Raw genomic sequence first — 24,206 nt, 5'->3', positions numbered from 1 at the left:
CGCGGATCACTCGACCCGCGCCAGCACCGCAAGCTTGCGGATGCCCTTGTTGCGATAGGCGTCGAGGAATGCGTAGTAGTCCTTGAACGACACGCAGCCGTTGGAGTCGCCGTTCGGCCCGAGCATGAAGGTGTGCGCGAGCAGGCCGTCGCGACCATAGATCGCGTTCTCGCCGCCGATCGGGGTCAGCCGCAGCGCGGGGACGCCGTGGAACAGCGCCTCGCGCGGCTTCAGCGTGTAGATGTGCGGCGGCGTCACGCCGCGCATACGGACGCGCGAGGAGCGTGGATCGTCGAGATTGGAGCCGAGGCCGGAGTGCGCCTCGAGCTTGGTGCCGTCGGGCAGATAAACCGTCTTTGCGGTGATGTCGTAGACCGCGGTGTCGCGCTCATAGGGCGGCGAACCGCCGAGCATGGGATTCTGCTCCTTCGGCGCGATGCTCGCGGTCACGCTGGCATCGGCCGACGCATAGGCCAGCAGCCCGCCGGACGGCTCGCGCTTGCCCCAGAGCTTCTCCACCATCGACTGGCGGGGACCGGTGATCGACAACACGGCAGCCTTGGCGCGATCGGCGAAGGACTTCGGCTTCGCCTCGGGCAGGTGCGCAGTCTCGGCCGGCTCGGCCGAGGCGACCTGCACCGGCGCATCAGCACCACGCTTGGCCTTCGCGGCGTCCGCGATCTTGGCCGGGCCCTGCGCCTTCGGCGCTTCCGCAACCTTCACAGGCGCGGCGGGCTTCGCAGTCTCCTTGGCTTCGGCAGTCTTGGTTGCAGGAGCCTGAAGCGCCGCGCTCGCCGCGTTCGACTCCACGCCCTGGGTAGCGGCGGCGGCAAAGCGCTCGTTGAACATTTCGCGCGAGATCGGCGCGGCGACCTGCACCCGGTCGGGCAGCAGCGCGAAAGCTTCCCTCACCGCCTCACCCGCCTCGCGCAGCGCGACCTTCGGCGCGCGCTTGATCACGGGCTCGTCGTAGCCGGTGCTGCCGACCGTCGGATAGACGCTCGCGGCAAGGATGTTGCTGTAGACGGTCCAGCCGGCTCCCAGCACGAGGCAGCCGATCGCGGCGGCGCCAAGCACGTTTGGGCTGGTCTTTTTCCGGGAAGACTTCCGAAAAGAATTCTTGGACTTCCGTGCCGCGTTACTCTGCGCAGCGATACTCGTACTCATTCGCCTTGCGTCCAGGACGGTGTCACTCAGTCCCCCTTCGAAGTGCCGCTACTGGTCACGTTCAGACCGCAGCATCTCGCAGGAGGTCGGAGCGTCATTAAGGCGACTTTTAGTTAAATGCGGATTAAGTTCAGGCGGATATAGGGCAACTCGTTAATGCTGTCCCATTTAGGGAAAAGCCCGCAGAACTACGGACTTAGGCGGGGCTGTTAACCATAATTCTCACGCCTCTCGGCGTGGTCATCTGGCGTCTCCAGCAGCGGCGTATTGCGCATCCAACTACGCCGTTTTCGTGGTCTGCAATACCGCCAAACATAGCGACGAGGCGTTGCGCGCGGCTGGCGAGTCCGCCGTCCGTTCGCTGCGTCGATATGATGGGCATCATCTACAAACAGCACCTGACGTGCCGTCGATGCTGCTTGTCGGAAGCTCCCGCGACACGCCGGCCTGACCGAAAGTTGATCGCGTGCAATCTGGAAATACGCCGATCGACAAAATAGCTGCCAGCACGGCACTTTTCAGCAGCCTCGGCGTGTAATACGGTACCGTATCAACATTGCCTTGAAATGTGCCGACCACGCCAATGGAGGCTGACATGAAAAGGGGCACGCGCGCCGGATGCTTGGCTCTGGCGTGGTCGTTTCTGTTGATGGGGCAGGCTGCCGCGCAGCCCGCCAGTGCAAGTTGCACATCATCGCCGTCCGCCGCCGGCACGCAGATGTGGCGCTGCGACAACGGCATCACGATCATTGCTGAAAATGGCGCCAGGTTTGAACTTAAGGACGCCAACCGCGACGGACGTATTGACTCCGTCGAGTTGAGCAGCAAGGCCCTGCTGATCGAGGTTCCGAAGAAGCGCGGCGGCAATCCCTTCAAGGTGCTGACGCCGCAGGCGATCGCGGCGGTGCGCGGCACCAAATGGGCGGTCGATGTTGCCGACGCGAAGACGTCCGTCTTCGTCGCCGACGGACGTGTCGGCGTGAGCCGCAGGGCTCGCGGACGCGGCGTCGTCCTCGGACCGGGCGAAGGCGTCGACGTCGAGACGAGCACCGGCACGCTGGAGGTCAAACGCTGGGGCCAGCCTCGCATCGACGCGCTGATGGCAAGGCTCGGACAGTAGACTTGGACAGTCGACTTGGAACAACAGGCTCGGACAAAGCGGATTGCAGAAACGGCCGTATGAGTAGCCAACGCGTTGAGATCCTGGTTGCGCTCGTCCTCACTGCGCTGTGGGGCGGTAGCATCTATGCCGGTCACGCCAACGGCCATTTGCGGTTTCTCGATCGCCTTGAGGCAACGCTGACCGACCTGCGTACGCTGGCGCGCGGCCCGCAGCGCCCTCCCGATCTCGTCACCATCGTTGCGATCGACGATACCGTCGTGAAGCGCGGCGGCCGCTACCCGCTGCCCCGCGCCGATCTTGCGCGCGTCGTCGACGCCATCGCGCAGTTCAAGCCGAAGGTCGTCGCCATCGACCTCCTGCTGGTCGATCGCGGCGGCGGGCTCGGCGATGCCACGCTGGCGCGTTCGCTCGCCGCCAGTCCCACCATCCTCGCCGCCGCGGCGATCTTCCCGACCGCCAGCGATACCGTGGCGACGAGCAGCGAGGGGCCACTCGCCACCCTGCCCCAGGCCGAACGCTTCCTGCTGCCGCTAGCGGCCTTCACCGATCACGCCGAGGTCGGGGTCGTCAACGTCGCGACGGGACAATCGGGATCACCGCTCTCGGTCCCGATGCTGTTCAGGACGCATGACAAGGTCGAGCTGTCGTTTCCGCTGCGGGTGGCGAGCCGTGCGCTCGACAAGCCGCTGACGATCGCACCGGACCATCTCATGCTCGGCGATCGCACGGTTCGGACCGATACCGACTTCGCGCTGCCGATCACCTATTACGGACCGCGCCGAACCATCCGCACGGTGAGCGCGCAGACCATATTCGACGGCACGCTCGATCGCGGGACGATCGAAGATCGGATCGTCGTGATCGGCGCCTCCGTCGCGGGCGGCGGCGACTTCTTCCCGACACCATTCGATTCCCTGATGCCGGGCGTCGAGGTCGTCTCGACCGCCATCACCCACCTCGTTGCCGGCGACGGCATCGTGCGCGACCGCCGGGTCCACATCGCCGATGCACTCGCTGCGATCCTGCTGCCGATGCTGCTGGTGGGCCTACTGGCCTGGCGGCGGAGCGCGATCGGCATCATTGCAGCCGCCGCGGTGATGACGGCCTGGGCCGCGCTGAACCTGTTCGCGTTCACACACGGCATCTGGCTCAACGGCGCGACCACGCTTGCAGCCGCGGTGCCTCCGGTCGCAGTCTTCGCCGGCGTGCAATTGTGGGCGACAGGACGCCGGACGCAATATCTCGCCGCCAAGAGCCGATCGCTGGCGCAATTCCAGGCGCCGGCAGTGCAGGAGTGGCTGGCGCGCGATCCCGATTTCCTGGCAAAGCCGGTCCGGCAGAACGCCGCCGTCGTCTTCATCGATCTTTCCGGCTTCACGTCGCTGAGCGAACGGATCGATCCGGATACGCTCCGCGATCTGCTCAAGGCGTTTCACGCGCTGGTCGACAAGACGGCAGTCTCCTCCGGCGGGATCATCACGGACTTTCTCGGCGACGGCGCCATGATCCTGTTTGGCCTGCCGCGCGCGATGCCGGATGACGCAGCCCGCGCGGTCACATGCTCAGTCGACCTGCATCGCGCCGTCCAAGGCTGGCTCGCATCGCTGCCGCCTTCGATCGGGGATCGGCTCAGCTTCAAGATCGGCGCGCATTTCGGCCCCATCGTCGCCTCGCGCCTAGGCGGCAGCCACCAGCACATCACCGCGACGGGCGACACCGTCAACGTGGCGAGCCGGCTGATGGAAGTCGCCGCCCAGCACGATGCAAAGCTCGCGCTCAGCGATACGCTGCTGGACGCCGCCGACTTCCTCGGCGATCGCGACAACACGCTGAGAGGCCCGCTGCGCACGCAGATTCGCGGCCGCTCCGGCACGGTGACGGTCTGGTTCTGGCGCGATGAGCGACAGCCGAGACAGGCGGCGGCTGGAGCCGACGTGGCGGGCTGAAGTCTCGAACCGCTACCGCGCTTCCGGCGGCGGAGAGCGGTCCAGCACCTCGCCTTTGGCGCCTTCCAGCAAATCGATGCCGTAGGTCTCGATCACCAGCGGCCCCCGCTTGCGCTGCAATTCCGCAACGCGCGTCACCTCTCCAAACAACTCGTTGAGGAACGGGTGGCCCTCCGGATGCAACTCATCGACATAGATGAGCTTGCCCGCGAGCAGCTTCGGATCGGGCTCTCCCATATTGACCCAGCGGATGCGCTGGCTCTGTTGCAGCACGCAGGTGCCGCGCGGCAGATAGAAGGCAAGCCAGCCCGTGGTGCCGTAGTCCGGTGCGAGGATGCAGCTTGCACCATGGCGGGCGCGTACGGCCTCGATCTGCCCGGCAAGCTCGCGCCAACCCACGCCGACGCTGCGCACAGTCGCATCGCGACGATAGCCGGACAGCACGCCCGTGTTGGCCTGCACGATGAGCGCGGCGAACATCACGATGCCTGCGGGCGCGGCCCAGCGCAGGCAGAAATCGACCAGCCGGCGCTCGGCCGGCTTCCACTGCACGAGGTTGGCAGCGGCGGCCGCGGCGACGACGAAGGGCGGATAGACCGGTGCGAACCAGTTGGCCTCGACGCGGGCATGTAGCGAATGCCAGACGAAATAGGCAACGATGGTCCAGAACATCGCCTCGATCAGCACGCGCGAGGCGAGCGCGCCCGCCCTGCGCCAGGTCAGCGCGTGAAGCCCCATTGCACCGAGGATGAAGACGAGGGGCGTGGCGAAGGCGATCTGGGTCGGGATCAGTTCGGCGATGAAGACGGGACGGAAGTCCTCGATCCTCGCGCGGCCGAGCTGCTTTGCGAACGAGACCCATTGATGGTCCGCATTCCAGAGAATCACGGGCAGGAACAGCGCGAACGCAACGAGGCCGCCGAGATAGGGCCAGGGCGAGAGAAACCAGCGCCTGAGCTTCGGCACGGCCGCGAGCCAGATCAGAATCGCCGGCCCGAAGAACAGCGCGGTGTATTTCGATAGCAGCGCCGCGCCGACGGCTGCGCCGACCGCGAGCCACCAGGCGCCGCGCCCGGTCTCCAGCACCTTTGCGAGGAAGAACAGCACGAAGCTCGAGGCAACCAGCAGCGGCGCGTCCGGCGTGACGATCATCGTGCCGACCGCGGCGAGCAGTGTCACATTGAGCAGGATGGCGCTGGTCGCGGCGACGCGCGCGCCGCCGAACAGGATCGCTGCCGAGCGGTAGATCGCGTAGCTCATCGGCAGCGCGAGCAGGATCGAGACCAGCCGGACGCCGAGCTCGGTGTCGCCGGCGATCATGGTGCCGGCGCGGATCACGAGGGCGACCATCGGCGGGTGGTCGTAATAGCCGCCCGCAAGGTTCTTCGACCACATCCAGTAATAGGCTTCGTCGAAGGTGATCGGCGTGAACGCGGCGGCCACCAGCCGCAGCGCGATCAGCGCGAGGATCACCAGCGCCGTATTGCGGACGATCCGCGCGTCAGCCCCGCCCATCGCTGGCTATTTCTTGCGCCAGACGAACAGTCCGGACATCGCATAGTTCCACACCACGCCCATCAGCGCGCCGGCGAGACCAGCCAGCCACCAGATCGGCTCCTGGTCGTAAACCGAGAAGGCGACGCCGACATTGGCGAGCAGGCCGACGCTGCAGACGATGTAGAAGGCGATCAGGCCGCGCACAATGGCAAAGCCCTTCAGCCGCTGATCACGGTAGGTGAGGAAGTTATTGAGGATGAAGTTGCTGGTCATGGCGACGAGCGCGCCGGCGGCCTGCGCCTCCGCGAACGGCACCCTGAACAACTCGAGCGCGATGAACAGCGTGGTGAGGTGCACGACGAGGCCGATGCCGCCGACCATCGCGAACAGGATGAAGCGCAGCGAGACGATGTCGTTGGTCAGCTTCGCCAGCACGAGGCCGAGAAAGTCCAGCGCGACCATGGAATCGAGCTTGCTCTCGCCATGCTGCCGCGCACCGAACGTGTAGGGAATCTCGACGGCGCGTAAGCTGCCCTGTGCGCTCGCGACGACGTCGAGCAGGATCTTGAAGCCGTGCACCGAAAGCTTTGGTGCCAATTGCTCGAAACGGTCGCGGCGGATCATGAAGAAGCCGCTCATGGGATCGGCGATCTCGACCCGCAGCACCTGCTTGGCCACCTCGGTGGCGAGCGCGCTGGCGCCGGCGCGCTGCTTGTTGAAACCTTCGCTCTTGTAGCCCTCGATGTAGCGGCTGCCGACGACGAGCTCGGCCTGCCCGCTCACCAGCAGCGACAGCATCTTCGGCAGTTGCGTCTCGTCGTGCTGGAGATCGGCGTCGATCACCGCCGCGTAAGGCGCGCTGGAGGCCAGGATGCCCTCGATACAGGCGCCCGACAGGCCGCGGCGGCCGATGCGGCGGATGCAGCGCACCCGGCTGTCGTGCTGGGCAAGCGCCCGCACGACGTCCCAGGTGCCGTCGGGCGAATTGTCGTCGACGAACACGACCTCCCAGGCGATGCCGGCGAGCGTCGCCTCGAGCCGCCGGTACAGTACCGTGACATTGTCGCGTTCGTTGAAGGTCGGGACGACCACCGAAAGCTCTGGCGACCGCGAAACCGTCTCTTGGACGTGATTTTGGCCCTGTGGCCGGCTTTCGGGGCTCGGTCTGATCGCTTCATTCATGACGGAGCGTATATCCGCCACGTCCTGCGCTGCCAAGCCGGGGTTTCTCTGGGGAAATGGCCGAAAGAGGCCCTAAAATGCCAACGACCCCGGAACGGCGGACCGCGCGTACATCCGGCGCAGGCCCAAGCTATTCCAAGGTCGTTCCGGCGCCGGAGCTCTTCGCTCGACGTCGCCGTTGTCAACTAGATAGGAACGACAAAGTTCTTCGCAAGGGGGCTAAAACCCCCGTTTTCATGCCCTTATTGGTTAGGCACTTCCCGGATCACGGGACCTCGCGGCGCAGGTGCGGCTGGTGCCGCTGGCGCGGCCCCAGGGGCCGGCTCGACCTTCGCGGGCTTGGGCGGCTTGCCGAACTGGCCGATCGGCCCGAAGACGACGGCGACCGCCAGCACGATCGCGGCAACGATCGCACCACAAATGCCACCCACCGACTCAGACGACATGTGACCCCATCCCTGTTCCAGATGTTCCCATCTGATACCATGGATGAGCGCGGAGCCGGAAGAGCCCTCCGCGGAGGGGCGAATGGCGAGTAGCGAATGATGAATGCTGGCTTTCCTGCCCTATTCGCTACTGGCCATTCGCCACTCCCCTACTTCTCCGGCGGCCGGCGCTTGACGAACGCGGTCACGATGTCCTTCTGCGCCGACTCGACCGCCTTGTTCGCAGTGGCGAGATGGGCGCCGGAATCGATGTTCGGATATTGCGTGGTCAGATAGTCGAGCAGCGCCACACGATAGTACTGCCGCTCCGAGGGACAGGCGCTGGCGACCGAGCGGCTGAAATCCTGCTCCGACAGGCCCTGATTGCTGTCGCGCGAATACTCGCGCGCCAGGCAATGCCAGTAATCGTCGCGGCCCTGGATGGCGAGCTTCTGCGCGCCGCGCGCATCATCGTCATCCGCCATGACAGTAGATGTGGCAGCAGATGTCATCATCACGAGCGCCGCTCCCACCATCAGCATCCGCATCTTGTTCTCCTTTTTTCGCAGATCCCGCGCAAAGCTTAGAAGGCGTGCGGCAACTGGCCAATCACAACTCGTTTGATTAGGATGAAGGCCCGCTCCCCGTCCATCCGAGATCCTTCCGTGGCCAAAGCAAAAACCGCGTCAAAAAAATCCGGCAACATCTTCATCGGCATCGGCGGCTGGACCTTCGAGCCCTGGCGCGGCGTGTTCTATCCGGAGAAGCTCGCGCAGGCGAAGGAGCTGTCCTACGCAGCCTCGAAGCTGACCTCGATCGAGATCAATGGCACCTATTACGGCTCGCAGAAACCGGAGAGCTTTCGCAAATGGGCAAGCGAGGTGCCGGAGGGTTTCGTGTTCTCGGTCAAGGGTCCGCGCTTCGCCACCAATCGCCGCGTGCTGGCGGAGGCCGGCGATTCCATCAAGCGGTTCTATGATTCCGGCGTGCTGGAACTCGGCGACCATCTCGGACCTGTGCTCTGGCAGTTCGCGCCGACCAAGAAATTCGACGGCGCCGATTTCGGCAAATTCCTCGAGCTCCTGCCGCGCAAGCTCGACGGGCGCGTGTTGCGCCATGTCGTGGAGGTCCGCCACGACAGCTTCTGCACGCCGGATTTCGTCGCGCTGATCCGCGAATTCGAGACGCCCGTGGTGTTTGCGGAGCACGGCAAGTATCCGGCGATCGCCGACGTCGCCGGCGATTTCGTCTATGCCCGGCTGCAGAAGGGCAACGACGAGATCAAGACCTGTTACCCGCCCAAGGAGCTCGATGCCTGGAGCAAGCGGTTTCAAGCTTGGGCCGAGGGAAGCGAACCCGACGACCTGCCGAAGGTTGACAAGGCAAAGCCCAAGAAGGAGCCGCGCGATGTGTTCGCCTACGTGATCCATGAAGGCAAGGTGCGCGCACCGGCCGGCGCCATGGAACTGATTGCGCGGGTGGGCTGAGATTGCTCGATGGCAAAGGCGAAGAAGCTCTTCACAATCGGCTATGAGCAGACACCGCCCAGGGCCGTGCTCGACGAACTTGAACAGGCCGGTGTCAAGCTCGTGGTCGACGTGCGCGCGGTGACCTCCTCGCGCCGGCCGGGCTTCTCCAAGAAGCAGCTCGCCGCCGGCCTCGATGAGCGCGGCATCGCCTATGTCCACCTCGCCGCGCTCGGCACGCCCAGGGAAGGCCGCCTCGCCGCTCGCAGCGGCCAATACGACGTGCTGGAAACGATCTATTCAAAGCACCTGAAGACGCCGCAGGCGAAGGAAGAGCTCGACGAGCTCTCTGCGCTGGTGAAGAAGGCCGGCCCCGTCTGCCTGCTCTGCTACGAGCGCGACCACGCCCATTGCCACCGGCAGATGATCGCGGAGATCATCGAGGAGCGGGATGGGGTGACGGTGAAGAATTTGGCGGGGCGGCAGATCTAGATCCCCGTCATTCCGGGGCGCGCGCGAGCGCGAGCCCGGAATCCATTTACCCACCAACTCTGCGGCCCGATGGATTCCGGGTTCGCGCTACGCGCGCCCCGGATGACAAGTGGAGAGAATTCGCGCGCGGGCGGCGAGGGTTACCCCTCCCCCGCCAAGCTGAACGTGCCTTCCATCATCTGCACGCAGCTTCCGCCGACATGAGCGGAGACGATCTTGCCATCCTGCTTGCGCACGCGCGTCAGGAGGAGGCTCGGGCGGCCCATGTCGAAGCCCTGGCCGATCGTGTGCCGCAATTCGCCCTCGAGCAGGGAATCGAGATCGGCGAACAAGGCCGCCGCGGCGACCGTGGCGCTGCCGGTGGCGGGGTCCTCGATCAGGCCACTCGCACCCGGGAAGAACATCCGCGCCTGCAATTCACAGGGCGACTCCGGCGCAGGGACATCACGGGTGTAGAAATAGATGGCGAAAGCACCGTCACGCGGCAACACCCGGCCGAACGCTGCGGCATCGGGCTTGGCCCGGCGCACGGCGTGGCGCGACCGCACTTCCGCCACCACGAAGGGCGTTCCGACGCCGACGACCTGCGGCGCGTGACGATCGGTCCTGATGTCATCCGTGGTGAGCGACAGGCAAGCCGCGACCTCGGCGGCGGAAAGCTGCGCGAGGCGCGACAGCGGCTGCGGCGCGGTCAGCTCGGCGTTGACCACCCGGCCCTGCTCTCTCCTGATGTCGACCGGCACGAGCCCCGCCTTCTCCTCGAACAGCAGGCGCGGCTTCGGCTCTTTCGCGAACGTGGCCAGCACGAATGCGGTGCCGACGTTGGGGTGCCCCGCGAAAGGAAGCTCCCTGACCGGCGTGAAGATGCGCACCTCCGCGTCATTGTCCCGATCGCGCGGCGGCAGCACGAAGGTTGTCTCGGAATAGTTGAACTCGGTCGCGATCGCCTGCATTTGTGTGGTCGAAAGCCCGCCGGCGTCGAGCACGACGGCGAGCTGGTTACCGCCGAAGGCACGGTCGGTGAACACGTCGACGGTGATGTAGCGCCGCTGCATCTTTCGCTTCCCTTCACGCAAATGGCGGCCACAACCGGCCGCACCGCCGGCATTGTATAAGCCGGCGGCATTACTCGTCATGTCTCAAAACTCGGAGCATTCGGAGCAATCATTGTTGGCGCGACTACAGGCATAGTGAGCCGGCCGCAGCGGATCGCGAGGTCAGGTTGGCGGAGTTCGCCAGCCCGACCTCGTCTGCCTCCATCGTCAGTTCGTCGGCTTCGGCATGCAAGGTGGCTCCTTGTAGGGGGCAGAGGCATACGCGCCCACCGCTGGAGCCCTCACACAATCCGCCGCTGTTTGAGGTGCGGCGCGCCGCGCGGCGACGTCACGGGCGGCTGCGGTCTGAATTTGATAGACGGCGGCAGCGATCAAGGCCGCCGAGACAAAGGTCAATCGGGTCATTGGTTTTCTCCGCGTGACAGACGAAAGCCGAGGACGTTTCGGCTTCCTGAGTGCAGGAGCAGAAAGCTCCGGCAAAAATTTCATCACGCCTCATCAACCAAACGCGAGTTGCGTCTGAAGCCGTCGAAAGCCCCTCACCCCAGCCGAAATACCGCCACCGGCTGCTCGTAGCCACGCACCGCGACTTCGCCGAGCGCAACGGCATCGCCGCCGTCGTCCCCGAGCGCCTCGCGCACGGATGCCGAGATCAGGAGCTGCGAGCCGAACTCCTTGTTCAACGCTTCAAGCCGCGAGGCAAAGTTCACGGTGTCGCCGATCACCGTGTACTCCTTGCGCCGGGGCGAGCCGATATTGCCGGCAACCACCTCGCCGAAATGGATGCCGATGCCGATACGAAGCGGCCAGCTCGTCTGCGCGTTGATGTGATCCATCGCGGTCAGCATCTCGCGGCCTGCGGCAACCGCGCGATGAGCGGCGTCGGAGGCCTCCAGCGGCGCGCCGAACAGCGCCAGAAAGCCGTCTCCGAGAAATTTGTTCACGATGCCGCCCTCGCGGTCGAGAATGTCGACCAGCACCGCGAAGGCGCCGTCGAGCCGGTCGACCACCTCCTGCGGAGAGCGCGTCTGCGCGCCCGCGGTGAAGCCGCGGAAATCGACGAACATCACCGCAACGCGGCGGACGTCACCGCCGGCGCTCGTTCCCTGCGTCATCAGCCGATCCACCACCTGAGGCGAGACGTGCTGGCCGAACAGGTTGGTCACGCGGTCGCGCGCGGTGGCCGCCGCGATGCTCGCGGCAAATTGTCGCCGGAGCTGCGCGCCGACCGTGCCCGCGAGCACGCCGCAGACCAGGATGATGATGCTGCGCACCGCATGGAAATAGGTCTGAGGTTCGCCGATGCCGCTCGAGGGATCATAGATCAGCGCAACCGCGAAGAGCTGGGCCGCGGCGACGAAGCCCGTGAAGGTGGAGAGCCAGAAATCGAGCCGCAGGGTCGAGAGGATGACGAAGATGAAGTAGATCAGCGGCACGGCGAAGCCGAGCGCCTGGCTCGCGCCCATGCTCCGGATTTGCAGGATGAGGATGACCGTGGGCAGCGACGTCTCGATCAGGGCGCCGATATAGCGCCGGACCACCGGCAGATCGCGGTTGAGCCTGAGGTTGCGCCGGATCTGGGTGTAGATCCAGACCTCGAGAAGGATGAAGCCGATCAGAAGGCCGTACTCTTCGAGGAGTCCACGCGTTCCGCGCCAGACCCGGTTCACGACGGCCGGATCGATCAGGTAGATCGCGGTGAGGAAGACGATCATGACGCATCCCGTCATGATCAGCGCCCTCACCCGCAAGAGTTCGGTGCGCAGCACTTCCCGCGTCAGCTCGCGCTCGAAATCCTCCGACAACACGGCATGATGCCGTTTCCTTCTGCTCGCAAAGCTGACCATTCCACCCCCTCGATTCCGGGGTATTTTGCCTCAATCCAGCGTGCGGCGGAAGCGCGTCACGGCGATGACCATGGCGACCAGCATCAGGGCGGCCAGCGCCAGCGCATCGAAGCGCAGGTTCTGCATGGTCGCGCCCTTCAGCATGATGGCGCGCACGATCCGCAGGTAATGCGTCAGCGGCAGGCATTCGCCGACATATTGCGCCCAGGCCGGCATGCCCGCGAACGGGAACATGAATCCGGACAAGAGGATACTCGGCAGGAAGAACATCATCGACATCTGCATGGCCTGAAGCTGGTTCTGCACCACCGTCGAGATCGTATAGCCGATCGACAGGTTGGTGGTGATGAACAGCGTCGACAACAGCGCCAGCAGGACTAAGTTGCCGAGCACGGGTACGCCGAACAGACCGACACCGATGCCGATGATGAGGAAGGCCTGGACGAAGCCGACCAGCACGTAAGGAATGATCTTGCCGAACATCACCTCCACCGGCTTGATCGGCATTGACAACAGGCTCTCCATGGTGCCGCGCTCGACCTCGCGTGTGACCGAGAGCGCAGTGAAGATCAGCATCGTCATGGTCAGGATGGTGCCGACGAGGCCCGGCACGATGTTAAGGCTCGAGGCGGCCGCCGGATTGTAGCGGGCATGTGCCCGGATCTCGAACGGCATCTCCGGGGGATCGCCGATATAGAGATCGTGCGCGAGCGCGGTCTGCACGACCATGCCGAGCGAGCCGAGCGCGGCGCTCGCCGCGATCGGATCGGTCGCATCGGCCGCGACCAGCAGCGCCGGCTTGTCGCCGCGCCGCACCGCGCGCTCGAAGCCGCGTGGGATCTCGACGCCGAACAGCACCTTGCCGGATTTCAGCAGATTGTCGAAATCGTCGACATCGTGCACTTCGTAAAGGAAGCGGAAATAGGCGGTGTTCTCCAGCGCCTTCAGCACCGAGCGGGCGAGATCGCTGTCCTCCTGGAGCAGCACCGCGCTCGGCAGGTTGTGCGGCGTGGTGTTGATGGCGTAGCCGAACAGCAGGAGCTGCATCACCGGCAGCATGACGATCATCGCAAAGGACACGCGATCGCGCCTGAGCTGAATGAATTCCTTGACCAGCATCGCATAGGAGCGCTTCCAGAAACCGAAGCGCTCCCGGATTTCGTGCGTTGGGAACGGCTGATCGACGGCGGTCATTGGAAATTGTCCTTCGAGCGGCCCATCAGTTCGATGAACACGTCCTCGAGCGAAGGCGACGATTTCTGCCAGCGCAGGCCGCTTCTGTCGCGCCATGGCGCGATGCTCGCCTCCAGCGCCGCGACATCGCGTCCCGAGACATGCAGCGACGTGCCGAACGGCGCGACCATGTCGACGCCAGGCTTTCCGGTGAGCTCGGCCGCAAGGCCGTTCAGATCCTCACCCGTCACGGTATAGGTGGTGAGTGCGGATTTCGCGATCACCTCGTCCACCGTGCCGCGCGCCAGGAGATGGCCGTAGGCGATGTAGGCGATCTCGTGACAGCGCTCGGCTTCGTCCATGTAGTGGGTGGACACCAGCACGGTGAGGCCGTCGGCCGCGAGCGCATGGATCTCGTTCCAGAAATCGCGCCGCGCCTTGGGATCGACGCCCGCGGTCGGCTCGTCGAGCAGCAAGAGTTGAGGATTGGGCAAGGTGCAGGCGCCGAGCGCCAGCCGCTGCTTCCAGCCGCCGGAGAGCTCGCCGGCGAGCTGCTCCTCGCGGCCCGAAAGCCCGAGCCGCCTGATCATGTCGCGCGCCGCGCTGCGGGCATCGCGCAGGCCGTAGAGCCGCGCTACGAACTCCAGGTTCTCGCGCACCGAGAGGTCCTGATACAGGCTGAAGCGCTGGGTCATGTAGCCGACCTGGCGCTTGATGCGTTCGGCGTCGCGGCGGATGTCGTAGCCGAGACAGGTGCCCTCGCCGCTGTCCGGCGTGAGCAAGCCGCAGAGGATGCGAATGGTCGTGGTCTTGCCCGAGCCGTTGGGCCCGAGAAAGCCGTAGATCGAGCCGCGCTTCACCTGCATCGACAGATCGTGCACGACCTCGCGGCCGCCGAACGATTTCGTCAGGCCCTTGACGTCGATCGCGATGCCGTTGCCGGATGTCCCGTTCATCGCTTGTCCGCCACTGGAGTCTTTGGATTGAGATAGATGCTGATTGGCTGACCCACCCGCAAGGCATCCGGCCGCGCGGGCCGCGCCTGGATCAGGTAGACGAGCTTGTTGCGCTCATCGAGGCTGTAGATCACCGGCGGGGTGTATTCGGCCGAAGTCGCGATGAAATAGATCTTTGCGGTGAGGTCATCAGCGCAATTGTCGCAGGACACGCGAACCTGATCGCCGATCGCGAGCTTCGGCAGCTCCGCCTCCGGCACGAAGAAGCGCAGCTTCATGTTGCCGGGCGGCATGATGGATAGCACCGGCCGCTGCGCGCCAACCATCTCGCCTTCGCGGAAATAGATCTGCTGGATGGTGCCGGCAACCGGCGCAAAGCACTTGCGCCGCGCCATCCGCGTCTCCGATGTCGCCACGCGTGCTTCCGCGACCCGCAAGGCCGAGACCGCGGAATCCAGATTGGCCTGCGTGCCGGAGCCGGTCTTGCTGAGCGAGGCCGCGCGATCATAGGTCTGCTGCGCGTTCGCGAGCGTCGCCTTGTTCTGGTTGAGATCGGCAAGCTGGAGATCGTCGTCGACGGAATAGAGGTGATCGCCGACCTTGACCTCGTCACCTTCGCGGACATTGAGCTTGATCACGCGACCGGCCTCGTCGGGGCTGACGAAAATCATGTCGGCCTCGACCCAGCCCTGGAAGCCGGGATCACGCTTCTCCATGCACCCGGCAAGCCCAGTTGCGAGCACGACGGCCACGATCATATGAAGTCGCGCCTGGCGTACTGAAAGCCGGGCCTTCATCCTTCGAGACACGCGTTCCGCGCTCCTCAGGATGAGGATGAAGTGCGAAATAATTTGCGACGACGTCATGTCGTCCTCCGTTCACCAAAAATCAAATCAAGATGGACGCGCAGCATCTCCTGCGCATCGAGCGGCGCATGCCGCGCAAACAGGCTCTGCCAGATCACCGCGATCATCGCCGGTGCGACCAGGATCTGGGGGAAGCGTGCGAGGTTCTTCTGCTGGATCTCGCCGCGGGCGATGCCGAGCTCGATCAGCGCGCGCATGCCTGCGATCCCGCGCGAGACGACCTCGCGATAGTAGAAATCGGCCACCGCCGGGAAGCGCGGCCCCTCCGCCACGATCAGGCGCACGAGATCGCCGCGCCTGGTGTTCGCGACCTCCTTGAGGAAATTGCTGGCAAAGGACTCGACGAGATCGCGCACCGAGCCGGTCGGCGGCGGCAGCGTCGTGAGCTTCTCCACCACCGGTACGATCACGATGCGGACCAGCTCCTCGAACATCGATTCCTTGTCCTTGAAATGCAGGTAGATCGTGCCCTTGGCGACGCCCGCGCGCTTGGCGATGTCGTCGAGCCGTGTCGCCGCGAAGCCGCGCGCGATGAATTCCTCCAGCGCCGCCTCCACGATCGCCGCGCGCCGCTCAGCCGCCCGTGCGGCGCGGTTCGAGGCGCCTGCAACGGCGTCGCCACCTGCTTTGGATGCGCCGCCCTTTGCGATCGTGCGGACGTCTGGCGGGGCGGAAATGTGGATCGGGGTCTTTACCATTTTTAGATTATGACTGACCGGTCAGTCATAGTCAATCGGACCAACACATTAGTCTTGACTAATGCATTAGCCTGGACTAATTGGTTGGCCATGAGCGAAGCCGCCCCAAACCTGGTTACGACCGTCATGCGCGCGCTGGCCGATCCGACCCGGCGCGCCGTGTTCGAGCGTGTCTTCGAGAGCAAAGAGATCAGCGTCGCCGAGCTGACGCGCGGCAGCGGTGTGACCCAAGGCGCGATTTCGCAGCACCTGAAATCCCTCCGGCAGGCCGGCCTCGTCGCCGAGCGTGCCGAGGGCCGCAATGTCTACTATCGCGCCGCCCCTCAAGGGCTCGAGCCGCTGGTCGAATGGATGGACCATTACGGCGTGTTCTGGCGCGAGCGCTTCCAAAACCTGCGTACCCTGTTGAAGGAGATCGATCCGTGAGTGCTGCCGAGTTGAAAGCCAAGCCCCAAGAAAACACACAGGACATCGTCATCGACGAGGTCCTCCCTCACTCCACCGAGACGATCTGGAAGGCGCTGACGACCGCCCAGTTGATCGGGCGCTGGCTGATGCCGCCGACCGGCTTCGAGGCAACCGAAGGCAACACTTTCACGTTCAAGACCAACCCGGCCGGCGCCTGGGATGGCGTGATCCATTGCCGCGTTCTCGAAGTCGTGCCGAACCGGCGCCTCGCCTACGCCTGGAAGGGCGGCGACGAAGGCAATACCGGCTACGGCTCGCCGCTCAATACCGTCGTCACCTGGTCCCTCACGCCGGTCGAAGCCGGTACGCGCGTGCGCCTCGTGCATTCGGGCTTCCTGACGCCCAGGAACGACACCGCCTACCGCAACATGAGCGATGGCTGGACCAAGGTCCTGCAGAGGCTCGACGCGGTCAGCGGCGAAGAGTGAGAGGGAGATATCGCGATGAAGAAGCCCTATACCGGCGGCTGCGCCTGCGGCGCGATCCGCTATTCGATCTCCGGTGAGCCTCTCTTCGCCAACCACTGCCAGTGCCGGGACTGCCAGCGTGAAAGTGGCAGCGGTCACGGCTCGTACGCGACCTTCGCGCGCGCCGGCGTCACGGTGACAGGTGAGGCCAAGCAATGGGACATGGTCGGTGACAGCGGCAATGTGAAGACGCGCGCCTTCTGCTCCGTGTGCGGCTTGCCGGTCTACATGACCTTCGCGGCGATGCCCGACATCTTCACCATCCGCGCCGCGAGCCTCGACGAGCCGTCTCGCTACAAGCCCCAGGTGGTCACTTACGCCGCGCGCGGACATGGCTGGGATCAGCTCGATCCCAGCCTGCCGAAGTTCGAGGGCATGCCGCCGGCGTGAGGCGCCGACATTAGGCGCCCCAGCATCGTGCCCAGAACTGGTCTTTCAAGCCTGAGGCGGCCCCGTCGAGCAGGCGTTTGAGCTCGACGGGTGATCGCGCGCGCGTTGTGGCCTGCCATTCGGTTCGCGGCCGACCACGCTTTTGCGGCGAGACATGAGCTGCCTCGGGGTGTGAGCTGCATCGTGCCAGCAGGGCCGGAAGGGCCCTGCTGCGTCGATCAGACCAACAACGCGTCTGAATGATGCGTCAGCGTCGATGCCCCAGCTAGCGGCATGCTCTGGATTGCGCCGAACAGACCATGCGTCTCGCCGTCGATGCCGTCGGTGAAGTAGAGGGTGTTCGGGCTGCCGTCGTTGCCGCTGCCCCCGAAAGTCAGGGCCCAGAGACCGCCCGGCGTGTTTCCCGAACCGACGGAGATCGGGATGGTGCCTTCGAAGTGGTGGGTCTGGGGATCGAAAGCGTTGATTTCGCTATGCAGGAAGCTGAAATTGCCCACCAGAAGGTCGCCGCTGAACTGGCCGAAATTGTCCGGAGCGATAGCGACGCCCCACGGAGCGGCGAGAGGAGTGTGAGGGCCGCCGAGCAGCACTCCATGCGGCTCGAGTTTGCCGCTCTCGCTGAAAATGGCCACCGCCCCGTCGCCTTCGTCGGCCACTATCTGCGCATCGCGCCCGGAAGGCGCGTAGGTCACATACACTTCGCCACCGATGTCCGTCGCATTGAAGGGGACGAGCCCCCGGGCCGCGATCTGGCCCGGGGTCTTGAACGCGTGATCGCCTAGGTCGACCGGGTCGAAGCTACTGTTGAAGACGTCGATGGTCCCGGCGCTGGTGTTGGCGGCGTAGAGCATCGTATGAGCCTCGTTGATTGCCAATCCGGTATAGACGGCGCCCGGCGTCGTCACTTCGACGGACGCGGTCGTCCCGAGGCCGGGGTTCCAGCCGGAGATCGTCCCGTTGAGATCGGCGAAGATGAAGCGGGCGCTCGCGTCGTCGTCCAGGATGAAAGACGAGGCGTTCGTATTGGAGACCTGTCCCGTGGGGCCCTGGGGTCCGGTCGCGGTGGTTGGGATGCTCACGGTGAGAACCGCGGGAGAGACATCGGTGCTGTCGGTCACCGGGTAGACGGTGGCCAAGTTGGTCTGCTGGTCCGAGATCCAGAAGGGGCTGCCGGGGAGAAACGAGACGCCCCAAGGGTTCACCAAATTCGGATCGGTTACCGTGGCGAGTCCGGGGATATCCGAGACCAGGTTCGTCTGAACATAGATAGCCGCATCGGCGGCGTCGGCGGACGTCGGGTCAGTGTGGAACGGCGCTTTCATGATTGTTCCTCCATGATGCAACGACTGACTGAGATGGTCGAGCAGATGTCTTTCATCCGAGAACATCGGAAACGATGCCGCCTGGCGGATTCATAGCGATGAAGTCGTCAGCTCCAGCAAAGGGCTTCGGTGCTTGACTGCAGAGGTAAAATGATGGGCGGCAATCACCGGCCAAATGCTCTATTCTGCCGTGGCCTGTTGAGGGGCCGGCACTCAACACTGCGCATGCTGACGGAAGCAAACAGGCAGGGCCCGATTGCGAGAGAGGCTGATGACACGCGTTTCATCGCTGCACTCCCTTTCCAGACGATTTTACTTCAAGACGATTTTGCGAGCAGTACCGTACTGGCCAATGCGAGCGCACGCATTGTCATGTCCAAGCGGTGAGGTCCTGATCGCTGCCAATAAAACCCCGGCAAGGTACAAACTATCCCGCGCTGTCCGATTTTTTTTGCGCCACTCTTTGCCGAGCGATCTTGTGTGCACCACTGTCGACGGCAGATAGACCGCATCTCATTTTGACGCCACGACAGCTTGACTTATCTGTCAGAAACTAACTCACGATTTATTTTGCGATTTTGTACTGGGCTTTTGTGTCGCTAACGGCCGCGCGAGCCCTTGATTGGAGTCAAGCAGCACATGTTTGCTGCAAGCCACGCGATAACAATCAAGTGACAACGCGCCGCGCGCGGTGCCGATTTCAGCTATGGAATTTCAAGCCGTCGACGATCTTGTCGATCACCTTGCGCTCGGCGCGCATGGCGATACCGACGAGATTGAGGTCGGCGCGGGCAACCGCCCTCACCGCCTCGCGGTTGGCGGCGTCATGCGTGGTCTTGAACATGTCCTCGGTGTAGACCGCCGGAGTGACGCCACGCGACAGCGCGCGATCGAGCGCACGCGATAGCGCAGGACCATCAGCGCCATAGATCAGGATCGGCTGACCGATCAGCGAGAGATACTTCGTTCCCGAGGCGTCTTCATAGGGCTCGCCGATGCATTCCGGAAACGCCGCCGCAATGCCGCTGGTGAGAAAGGATGCAACGTTGAGCTTCTGCCAGGCCTGCAGATCGGTCCGGATCACGACCGCGATCTTGGTGTCGAATTGCATCGGTTCCTTCCGCTGTCATTCCGGGTTCGATGCTCCGGGCCGCGCTTCGCGCGGTACCGTCGCATCGCCCCGGCATGACGGCAAGGGGAATCACCCCTTCGCGTCGCAGGCCCAGGCGCGGATCACGCATTCCTTGCCGCCATACTTGTAGCATTCGCGCGTGGCGGCATTCAGCGAGGCCGAGATCTTCGGCTTGACGGCGTAGCCATAGGCACCGCAGGGATTGCTGAGATCGATCGACATCGCAGCGCAGGCGCGCTTCATCGTCACCGTCGTGCACTCGCCCTTGCACTGCCTCTGCGCCGCCGCACGCGCCTCGTGCTCGCCGGCATAGTCATAAGCCTGGCCGTAGGCGCCGCACTTGCCGACCGCGAACGCACCGGCGGCGTGGGCTTCGGTGATGTAACGGGCGCCAGTGACAACAACCGAAAAGACAAAGCAAAACATCGCGCAACGGCGCGCGACGACATTCGAAGCCATGGAAAAACCCCTCCCCCCAGGCAGGTGGCGGCGACTGTAAGCGGCGGTCGTTTCCAGATGGTGAACGAGTGGTTGAAAACGGGAGTCGAAAGGCGCGGATGAATTCGTAGGGTGGGTTAGCGCAGTGTAACCCACCACTTCTCTTTCCGCTGTGAGATGGTGGGTTACGCTTAGTGGACTGCGCTTCGCGCAGCCGCAGGGCTAACTCACCCTACGGCACCGTTATCCGCGTCTTGCCGCCTCAAGCGCCTGCGGCGTGTCGATGTCGAGGAAGGCGCTCTCGCCGTCGACCGGCACTTCGGCGACAGCCTCGGCGTGCTTTGCGATGAGATGGCGCGCGCCGACGTCGCCGTCGAGCGTCATCAGCTCGCTGAAGAAGCGGCGCGACCACAGCACGGGATTGCCGCGACGGCCTTCGCTCACGGGAACGACGATGAGATTGCCGCGGTCCGGCGCAAAGCCGTCGATAAGGCGATCGATCAGGCCGGAATCGATCAGCGGCATGTCGCCGAGGCAGACCAGGACGCCGTCGCAAGCCTCTGGCACGGCCGCGATGCCGGCCTTGACCGAACTTGCGATGCCGCCGGCGAAATCCGGATTGCGGACGAACTTCACCTTCAGGCCTTGCAGGGCCTGCTCGACCAGCTCGGCCTGATGGCCGGTGACGACGATCACCTCCGATGCCTTCGACGCCAGCGCCTGCTCGGTCGCGAGGCGTACCAGCTTCTTGCCGTCGAGTTCGGCAAGCAACTTGTTCGGTCCGCCCATCCGGGTCGAGCGTCCCGCCGCGAGCACGATAGCCGCGACCTGTCTGTTGCCCTCAGTCTCGGGCTTGGCGCGCGGCTGCGGCCGCGTAACGATCTCCATCAACAGGCCGCCGACGCCCATGCCCATCAGCTCGGCACGCGTCACCTTGATGCCGGCCAAGAGCCGCATCAGCACCCAGTCGAACCCGTTCTCGACCGGCGAGCGCGCGCAGCCCGGCGCACCCAGCACCGGCACGCCGCCGGCGCGCGCAATCAACAGGAGGTTGCCGGGATCGACCGGCATGCCGAAATGCTCGATCTCGCCGCCTATTCCCGTAACAGCCGCCGGGATCACGTCGCGACGGTCAGCGATCGCGGAGGCCCCGAACACGATCACGAGCTCGGCACCTAACCCGAGCAGCTCATTGATCGCGGCCGACAGTTCCCGCTGCTCGTGCGGGACGCGCCGCTCTGCAATGATGCTGGCACCAGCCGGCGCGAGCCGCTCGGCGGTGACGCGCAGCGTCTTGTCGACCACCTTGGAGGACAAGCCCGGCAGCAGCGTCGAGACCACGCCGACGCGCTTGATCACGTAGGGTGCGACCGTCATCACGTCCTTGCCCGCGGCCTTCACCGCGGCATCGCGCAAGCTTTCCTCGACACCGAAAGGAATGATCTTGACGGTGCCGACCATCTCGCCTTCGACCACCGGCTTGAAGGCGGAGAGCGTGGCAAAGGTGATGGCCTCGTCGATGTTGTTGATGCGGTCGACCGCGGCGCGGTCAATCACCAGCACGCCCGGGCGCGCCGCGAACAAATTGGCGCGGCCGGTGAACGCGCGCTCGACATGGATGCCATCGCCGCCGACGGCGAGCGCGATGCTGGCGGCCGCGACGTCCTCGGAGACGTCGCCCTCCTCCATGCGCACCACCACGATGTCCTTGATGCCGGCGCGCTCCAGCGTCTCGACCTCGCCAGGGCCGATCGTCGTGCCCTTCTTCAGCACCAGCGATCCCTGGCGCAGGGTATGGACGGTCACCCCGCCGATCGCATCCTTGGGGCTCGCCGGGCCGAATTTCATGCCGCTTCTTCTTTTTCTTTTGGAGGCAGCCGAAGCACCGCCGTGATCTCGGCCATGATCGCGACCGCAATCTCGGACGGCGAGACCGCGCCGATCGCAAGGCCAATCGGCGCGTGGATGCGCGCGATGTCGCTCTCCTTCGCGCCCTGCGCCCGCAGCCGGTCGCCGCGCTTGGCGTGCGTCTTCCGCGAGCCGAGCGCGCCGATATAGAAGCAACCGCGCTCGAAGGCGTGCAGCAGCGCGGGATCGTCGATCTTCGGATCGTGCGTCACCGCGACAAAGGCCGTGTAGGCATCGACATTGAGCGGCGGCAGCGCCGTGTCGGGCCACTCGGCGACCAGCGGAACGTCGGGGAAGCGCTCGGGGCTCGCAAACGCCGTGCGCGGATCGACCACGGTGACGTCATAGCCGAGCGAGCGCGCCAATGGCGCGAGCGCCTGGCTGATATGGACCGCACCGACGATGACGAGCTTTGCGGTCGGCGCGTAGACGTTGAGGAACAGCTTCTTGCCCCCGGCCTCGACGTTGGCGCTCTTGCCCATCCGAAGCTGCTTCTCAAGCTCGGCGCGTAAGGAATCCCTGGCAAAGTCCTTGGCCTTCACCAGCCGCTGCTCGCCGCTCTCGGTGTCAGTCACCAGGATCACCGGCCGCCGCGCGGCGCGCTCGGAATTGAGTTCGTGCAGGATCTCGAGCTTCACGGCTAGCCGACCTTCTCGACGAAGACGCGGATGGTGCCGCCGCAGGACAGGCCGACATTCCAGGCGGTCTCGTCGGCGACGCCGAACTCCAGCATCTTGGGCTTGCCGCTCTCGATCACGTCCATCGCCTCGGTGACCACGGCGCCCTCGACGCAGCCGCCGGAGACCGAGCCCAGGAACGTGCCTTCGTCGTTGATGACGAGGCTCGAGCCCGCAGGCCGCGGCGCCGAGCCCCAGGTCTCCACCACGGTGGCGAGCGCAACACCACGACCGGCCTTCTGCCAGTCCTCCGCCGCCTTCAGGATATCCTCGTCGCGATCGAGCATAGGCCACCTCTCAAGCTGCGGAGCGGATCAGGCTGCGGTGATGCGGCGGCAGCGGCTGGGAGAGCGTTTTGATCAGCTCCTGGATCGAACTCAAATTATGCACGGGGCGGAATTCGTCAACGTGCGGGAGCATCATTTTGATGCCCTGCGCCTTGGCCTCGAAGCCGCCAAACCGCAGCAGCGGGTTCAGCCAGATCAGCCGCCGGCAGGATCGGTGCAGCCGGTCCATCTCGAAGGCGAGCTTGGAATCGGCCTCCCGCTCCAGCCCGTCGGAGATCAGCAGCACGATGGCGCCCTGGCTCAGCACGCGCCGCGCCCACAATTTGTTGAAGTTGTGCAGCGAGGTCGCAATGCGCGTGCCGCCGGCCCAGTCCTCGACCGCGGCCGAGCAGCTCGCCAGCGCCTCGTCGGGATCGCGCTGGCGCAGCGCACGGGTGACGTTGGTGAGGCGGGTGCCGAACAGGAATACCGAGACGCGCTTGCGCGCATCCGTGATGGCGTGGAGGAAATGCAGGAACAGGCGGGTGTACTCGCTCATCGAGCCCGAGATGTCGAGTAGCGCCACGATCGGCGCCGGCTTCTCGATCCGGCCGAGATGATGGAGGTCGATGATGTCGCCGCCGGTGCGTAAAGACGCGCGCAGCGTGCGGCGCAGGTCGAGCCGCAAGCCGCGTGGATCGGGCCGTTGCCGGCGGGTCAAAAGCTCGGCCTGCGGCAGCCGCATCTTCTCGATCGCGCGCAGTGCCTCCGTGATCTCCGCTGCGCTCATCTGCGCAAAATCCTTCTTCTGGAGGATTTCCTTGTCGGAGACCGACAGGCGCAGATCCTGCTCCTGGTGCTGCGGCGTCTCGGTCATGTGCGGCTGCGACAGCGCCTCCTGGACCCGGCGCGAGGCCGGCGGCGGCTTCTTCTTGGCGTGATCGGGCAGCGGCACAGAATCCAGCATGTGCTTCCACTCTTCCGAGGCGCGGAAGAACAGGTTGAAGGCCTGCTTGAAGATCAGCGCATGCTCATGGCGCTTGACGAAGATCGCCTCCAGCGTGGTGAAGACATCGGCGCGACTGCCGATCTCGATCACCTGCAGCGCGTTCATGGCATCGATGACCGCGCCCGGCCCCACCGGCAGGCCCGCCGCGCGCAGCGCGCGCGCAAAGCCGACGATGTTGTCGGCGAACTGCTCGGTCTTGTCAGGCGCAAGGTGGTTGATGGCCATGGTCCAACACT

General features: G+C 64.8%; 26 protein-coding genes. 7 read left to right on the top strand and 19 right to left on the bottom strand.

What is annotated here, in order from left to right:
* Positions 1-6 precede the first annotated feature (6 nt).
* Together MTR72_RS27805 and MTR72_RS27800 are read right to left on the bottom strand one after the other, a co-directional pair.
* Positions 7-1,167, bottom strand: a complete 1,161-nt coding sequence (locus MTR72_RS27805; RefSeq protein ID WP_280970063.1) for a DUF2778 domain-containing protein — start codon at positions 1,165-1,167, stop codon at positions 7-9.
* A gap of 381 nt (positions 1,168-1,548) precedes the next feature.
* A complete protein-coding gene (locus MTR72_RS27800; RefSeq protein WP_341511619.1) occupies positions 1,549-1,917 on the bottom strand; it encodes a hypothetical protein in 369 nt (122 codons plus the stop codon).
* Between MTR72_RS27800 and MTR72_RS27795 the strand changes: the two genes are divergently transcribed.
* Both MTR72_RS27795 and MTR72_RS27790 read left to right on the top strand, forming a co-directional pair.
* The gene (locus MTR72_RS27795) at positions 1,817-2,287 is read left to right on the top strand and encodes a FecR domain-containing protein (RefSeq protein ID WP_341511616.1); all 471 of its coding nucleotides are present in this window, start codon (positions 1,817-1,819) and stop codon (positions 2,285-2,287) included. The genes MTR72_RS27800 and MTR72_RS27795 overlap by 101 nt on opposite strands.
* 59 nt (positions 2,288-2,346) lie before the next feature.
* Complete coding sequence (locus MTR72_RS27790; RefSeq protein ID WP_280970062.1) at positions 2,347-4,236, top strand: CHASE2 domain-containing protein; 1,890 nt, start codon at positions 2,347-2,349, stop codon at positions 4,234-4,236.
* Positions 4,237-4,248: 12 nt separating this feature from the next.
* Here MTR72_RS27790 and MTR72_RS27785 read toward each other — a convergent pair whose 3' ends face one another.
* The 4 genes from MTR72_RS27785 to MTR72_RS27770 form a co-directional block, all read right to left on the bottom strand.
* A complete protein-coding gene (locus MTR72_RS27785) occupies positions 4,249-5,751 on the bottom strand; it encodes a glycosyltransferase family 39 protein (protein WP_341511580.1) in 1,503 nt (500 codons plus the stop codon).
* A 6-nt stretch (positions 5,752-5,757) separates the two neighbouring features.
* Positions 5,758-6,915, bottom strand: coding sequence for a glycosyltransferase family 2 protein (locus tag MTR72_RS27780; RefSeq protein ID WP_280970060.1), 1,158 nt, complete (start codon positions 6,913-6,915; stop codon positions 5,758-5,760).
* Positions 6,916-7,157: 242 nt separating this feature from the next.
* Entirely contained in the window at positions 7,158-7,361 is a 204-nt protein-coding gene (locus MTR72_RS27775) for a hypothetical protein (RefSeq protein ID WP_280970059.1), read from the bottom strand.
* A gap of 149 nt (positions 7,362-7,510) precedes the next feature.
* Complete coding sequence (locus MTR72_RS27770) at positions 7,511-7,888, bottom strand: hypothetical protein (protein ID WP_280970058.1); 378 nt, start codon at positions 7,886-7,888, stop codon at positions 7,511-7,513.
* A 117-nt stretch (positions 7,889-8,005) separates the two neighbouring features.
* On the opposite strand from MTR72_RS27770, the gene MTR72_RS27765 reads away from it, so the two are divergent.
* Together MTR72_RS27765 and MTR72_RS27760 are read left to right on the top strand one after the other, a co-directional pair.
* The gene (locus tag MTR72_RS27765; RefSeq protein WP_280970056.1) at positions 8,006-8,827 is read left to right on the top strand and encodes a DUF72 domain-containing protein; all 822 of its coding nucleotides are present in this window, start codon (positions 8,006-8,008) and stop codon (positions 8,825-8,827) included.
* Between the two features lie 9 nt (positions 8,828-8,836).
* A complete protein-coding gene (locus MTR72_RS27760; RefSeq protein ID WP_280970055.1) occupies positions 8,837-9,298 on the top strand; it encodes a DUF488 domain-containing protein in 462 nt (153 codons plus the stop codon).
* Between the two features lie 140 nt (positions 9,299-9,438).
* Here the strand turns inward: MTR72_RS27760 and MTR72_RS27755 are convergent, their stop codons facing one another.
* From MTR72_RS27755 to MTR72_RS27730, 6 genes are all read right to left on the bottom strand, one after another.
* Entirely contained in the window at positions 9,439-10,353 is a 915-nt protein-coding gene (locus MTR72_RS27755; RefSeq protein ID WP_280970054.1) for a PhzF family phenazine biosynthesis protein, read from the bottom strand.
* 539 nt (positions 10,354-10,892) lie between these two features.
* Positions 10,893-12,200, bottom strand: coding sequence for an adenylate/guanylate cyclase domain-containing protein (locus MTR72_RS27750; RefSeq protein ID WP_280970052.1), 1,308 nt, complete (start codon positions 12,198-12,200; stop codon positions 10,893-10,895).
* 30 nt (positions 12,201-12,230) lie between these two features.
* Positions 12,231-13,394 carry an ABC transporter permease gene (locus MTR72_RS27745; protein ID WP_280970051.1) on the bottom strand — a complete coding sequence of 388 codons (1,164 nt, stop codon included), beginning with the start codon at positions 13,392-13,394 and terminating at the stop codon, positions 12,231-12,233.
* A complete protein-coding gene (locus tag MTR72_RS27740; protein WP_280970050.1) occupies positions 13,391-14,329 on the bottom strand; it encodes an ABC transporter ATP-binding protein in 939 nt (312 codons plus the stop codon). The genes MTR72_RS27745 and MTR72_RS27740 overlap by 4 nt, the downstream gene beginning before the upstream one ends.
* The gene (locus tag MTR72_RS27735; protein ID WP_341511579.1) at positions 14,326-15,087 is read right to left on the bottom strand and encodes an HlyD family secretion protein; all 762 of its coding nucleotides are present in this window, start codon (positions 15,085-15,087) and stop codon (positions 14,326-14,328) included. The genes MTR72_RS27740 and MTR72_RS27735 overlap by 4 nt, the downstream gene beginning before the upstream one ends.
* 104 nt (positions 15,088-15,191) lie before the next feature.
* A complete protein-coding gene (locus tag MTR72_RS27730; protein ID WP_341511578.1) occupies positions 15,192-15,893 on the bottom strand; it encodes a TetR/AcrR family transcriptional regulator in 702 nt (233 codons plus the stop codon).
* A gap of 90 nt (positions 15,894-15,983) precedes the next feature.
* Here MTR72_RS27730 and MTR72_RS27725 point away from each other — a divergent pair, with 90 nt between their 5' ends.
* The 3 genes from MTR72_RS27725 to MTR72_RS27715 are packed head-to-tail and all read left to right on the top strand — an operon-like array spanning position 15,984 to position 17,218.
* Entirely contained in the window at positions 15,984-16,319 is a 336-nt protein-coding gene (locus MTR72_RS27725) for an ArsR/SmtB family transcription factor (RefSeq protein ID WP_280970047.1), read from the top strand.
* Entirely contained in the window at positions 16,316-16,789 is a 474-nt protein-coding gene (locus tag MTR72_RS27720; RefSeq protein WP_280970046.1) for an SRPBCC family protein, read from the top strand. Before MTR72_RS27725 ends, MTR72_RS27720 begins: the two co-directional genes overlap by 4 nt.
* Before the next feature lie 15 nt (positions 16,790-16,804).
* A complete protein-coding gene (locus MTR72_RS27715) occupies positions 16,805-17,218 on the top strand; it encodes a GFA family protein (RefSeq protein ID WP_280970045.1) in 414 nt (137 codons plus the stop codon).
* Between the two features lie 218 nt (positions 17,219-17,436).
* Here MTR72_RS27715 and MTR72_RS27710 read toward each other — a convergent pair whose 3' ends face one another.
* The 7 genes from MTR72_RS27710 to MTR72_RS27680 all read right to left on the bottom strand — a co-directional run bounded on the left by MTR72_RS27710 (position 17,437) and on the right by MTR72_RS27680 (position 24,195).
* Positions 17,437-18,540, bottom strand: coding sequence for a TIGR03118 family protein (locus tag MTR72_RS27710; RefSeq protein WP_280970044.1), 1,104 nt, complete (start codon positions 18,538-18,540; stop codon positions 17,437-17,439).
* A gap of 700 nt (positions 18,541-19,240) precedes the next feature.
* Positions 19,241-19,651 carry a DUF2000 family protein gene (locus tag MTR72_RS27705; RefSeq protein WP_280970043.1) on the bottom strand — a complete coding sequence of 137 codons (411 nt, stop codon included), beginning with the start codon at positions 19,649-19,651 and terminating at the stop codon, positions 19,241-19,243.
* A 90-nt stretch (positions 19,652-19,741) separates the two neighbouring features.
* Positions 19,742-20,131 carry a DUF4189 domain-containing protein gene (locus tag MTR72_RS27700; protein ID WP_280970042.1) on the bottom strand — a complete coding sequence of 130 codons (390 nt, stop codon included), beginning with the start codon at positions 20,129-20,131 and terminating at the stop codon, positions 19,742-19,744.
* A gap of 222 nt (positions 20,132-20,353) precedes the next feature.
* Complete coding sequence (locus MTR72_RS27695) at positions 20,354-21,958, bottom strand: molybdopterin-binding/glycosyltransferase family 2 protein (RefSeq protein WP_280970041.1); 1,605 nt, start codon at positions 21,956-21,958, stop codon at positions 20,354-20,356.
* Entirely contained in the window at positions 21,955-22,656 is a 702-nt protein-coding gene (locus MTR72_RS27690; RefSeq protein WP_280970040.1) for an XdhC family protein, read from the bottom strand. The genes MTR72_RS27695 and MTR72_RS27690 overlap by 4 nt, the downstream gene beginning before the upstream one ends.
* Before the next feature lie 2 nt (positions 22,657-22,658).
* Positions 22,659-22,982, bottom strand: coding sequence for an XdhC family protein (locus MTR72_RS27685; RefSeq protein WP_008564652.1), 324 nt, complete (start codon positions 22,980-22,982; stop codon positions 22,659-22,661).
* Positions 22,983-22,992: 10 nt separating this feature from the next.
* On the bottom strand, positions 22,993-24,195 hold the full coding sequence (locus MTR72_RS27680; RefSeq protein ID WP_280970039.1) for a vWA domain-containing protein: 1,203 nt from the start codon (positions 24,193-24,195) through the stop codon (positions 22,993-22,995).
* Positions 24,196-24,206 lie beyond the last annotated feature (11 nt).

The sequence above is a fragment of the Bradyrhizobium sp. ISRA442 genome (genome assembly GCF_038085055.1).
Taxonomy (GTDB): Bacteria; Pseudomonadota; Alphaproteobacteria; order Rhizobiales; family Xanthobacteraceae; genus Bradyrhizobium.
Note: the sequence above shows the minus strand (reverse complement) of the source record. Positions and strands in the feature narration are given on the sequence as shown.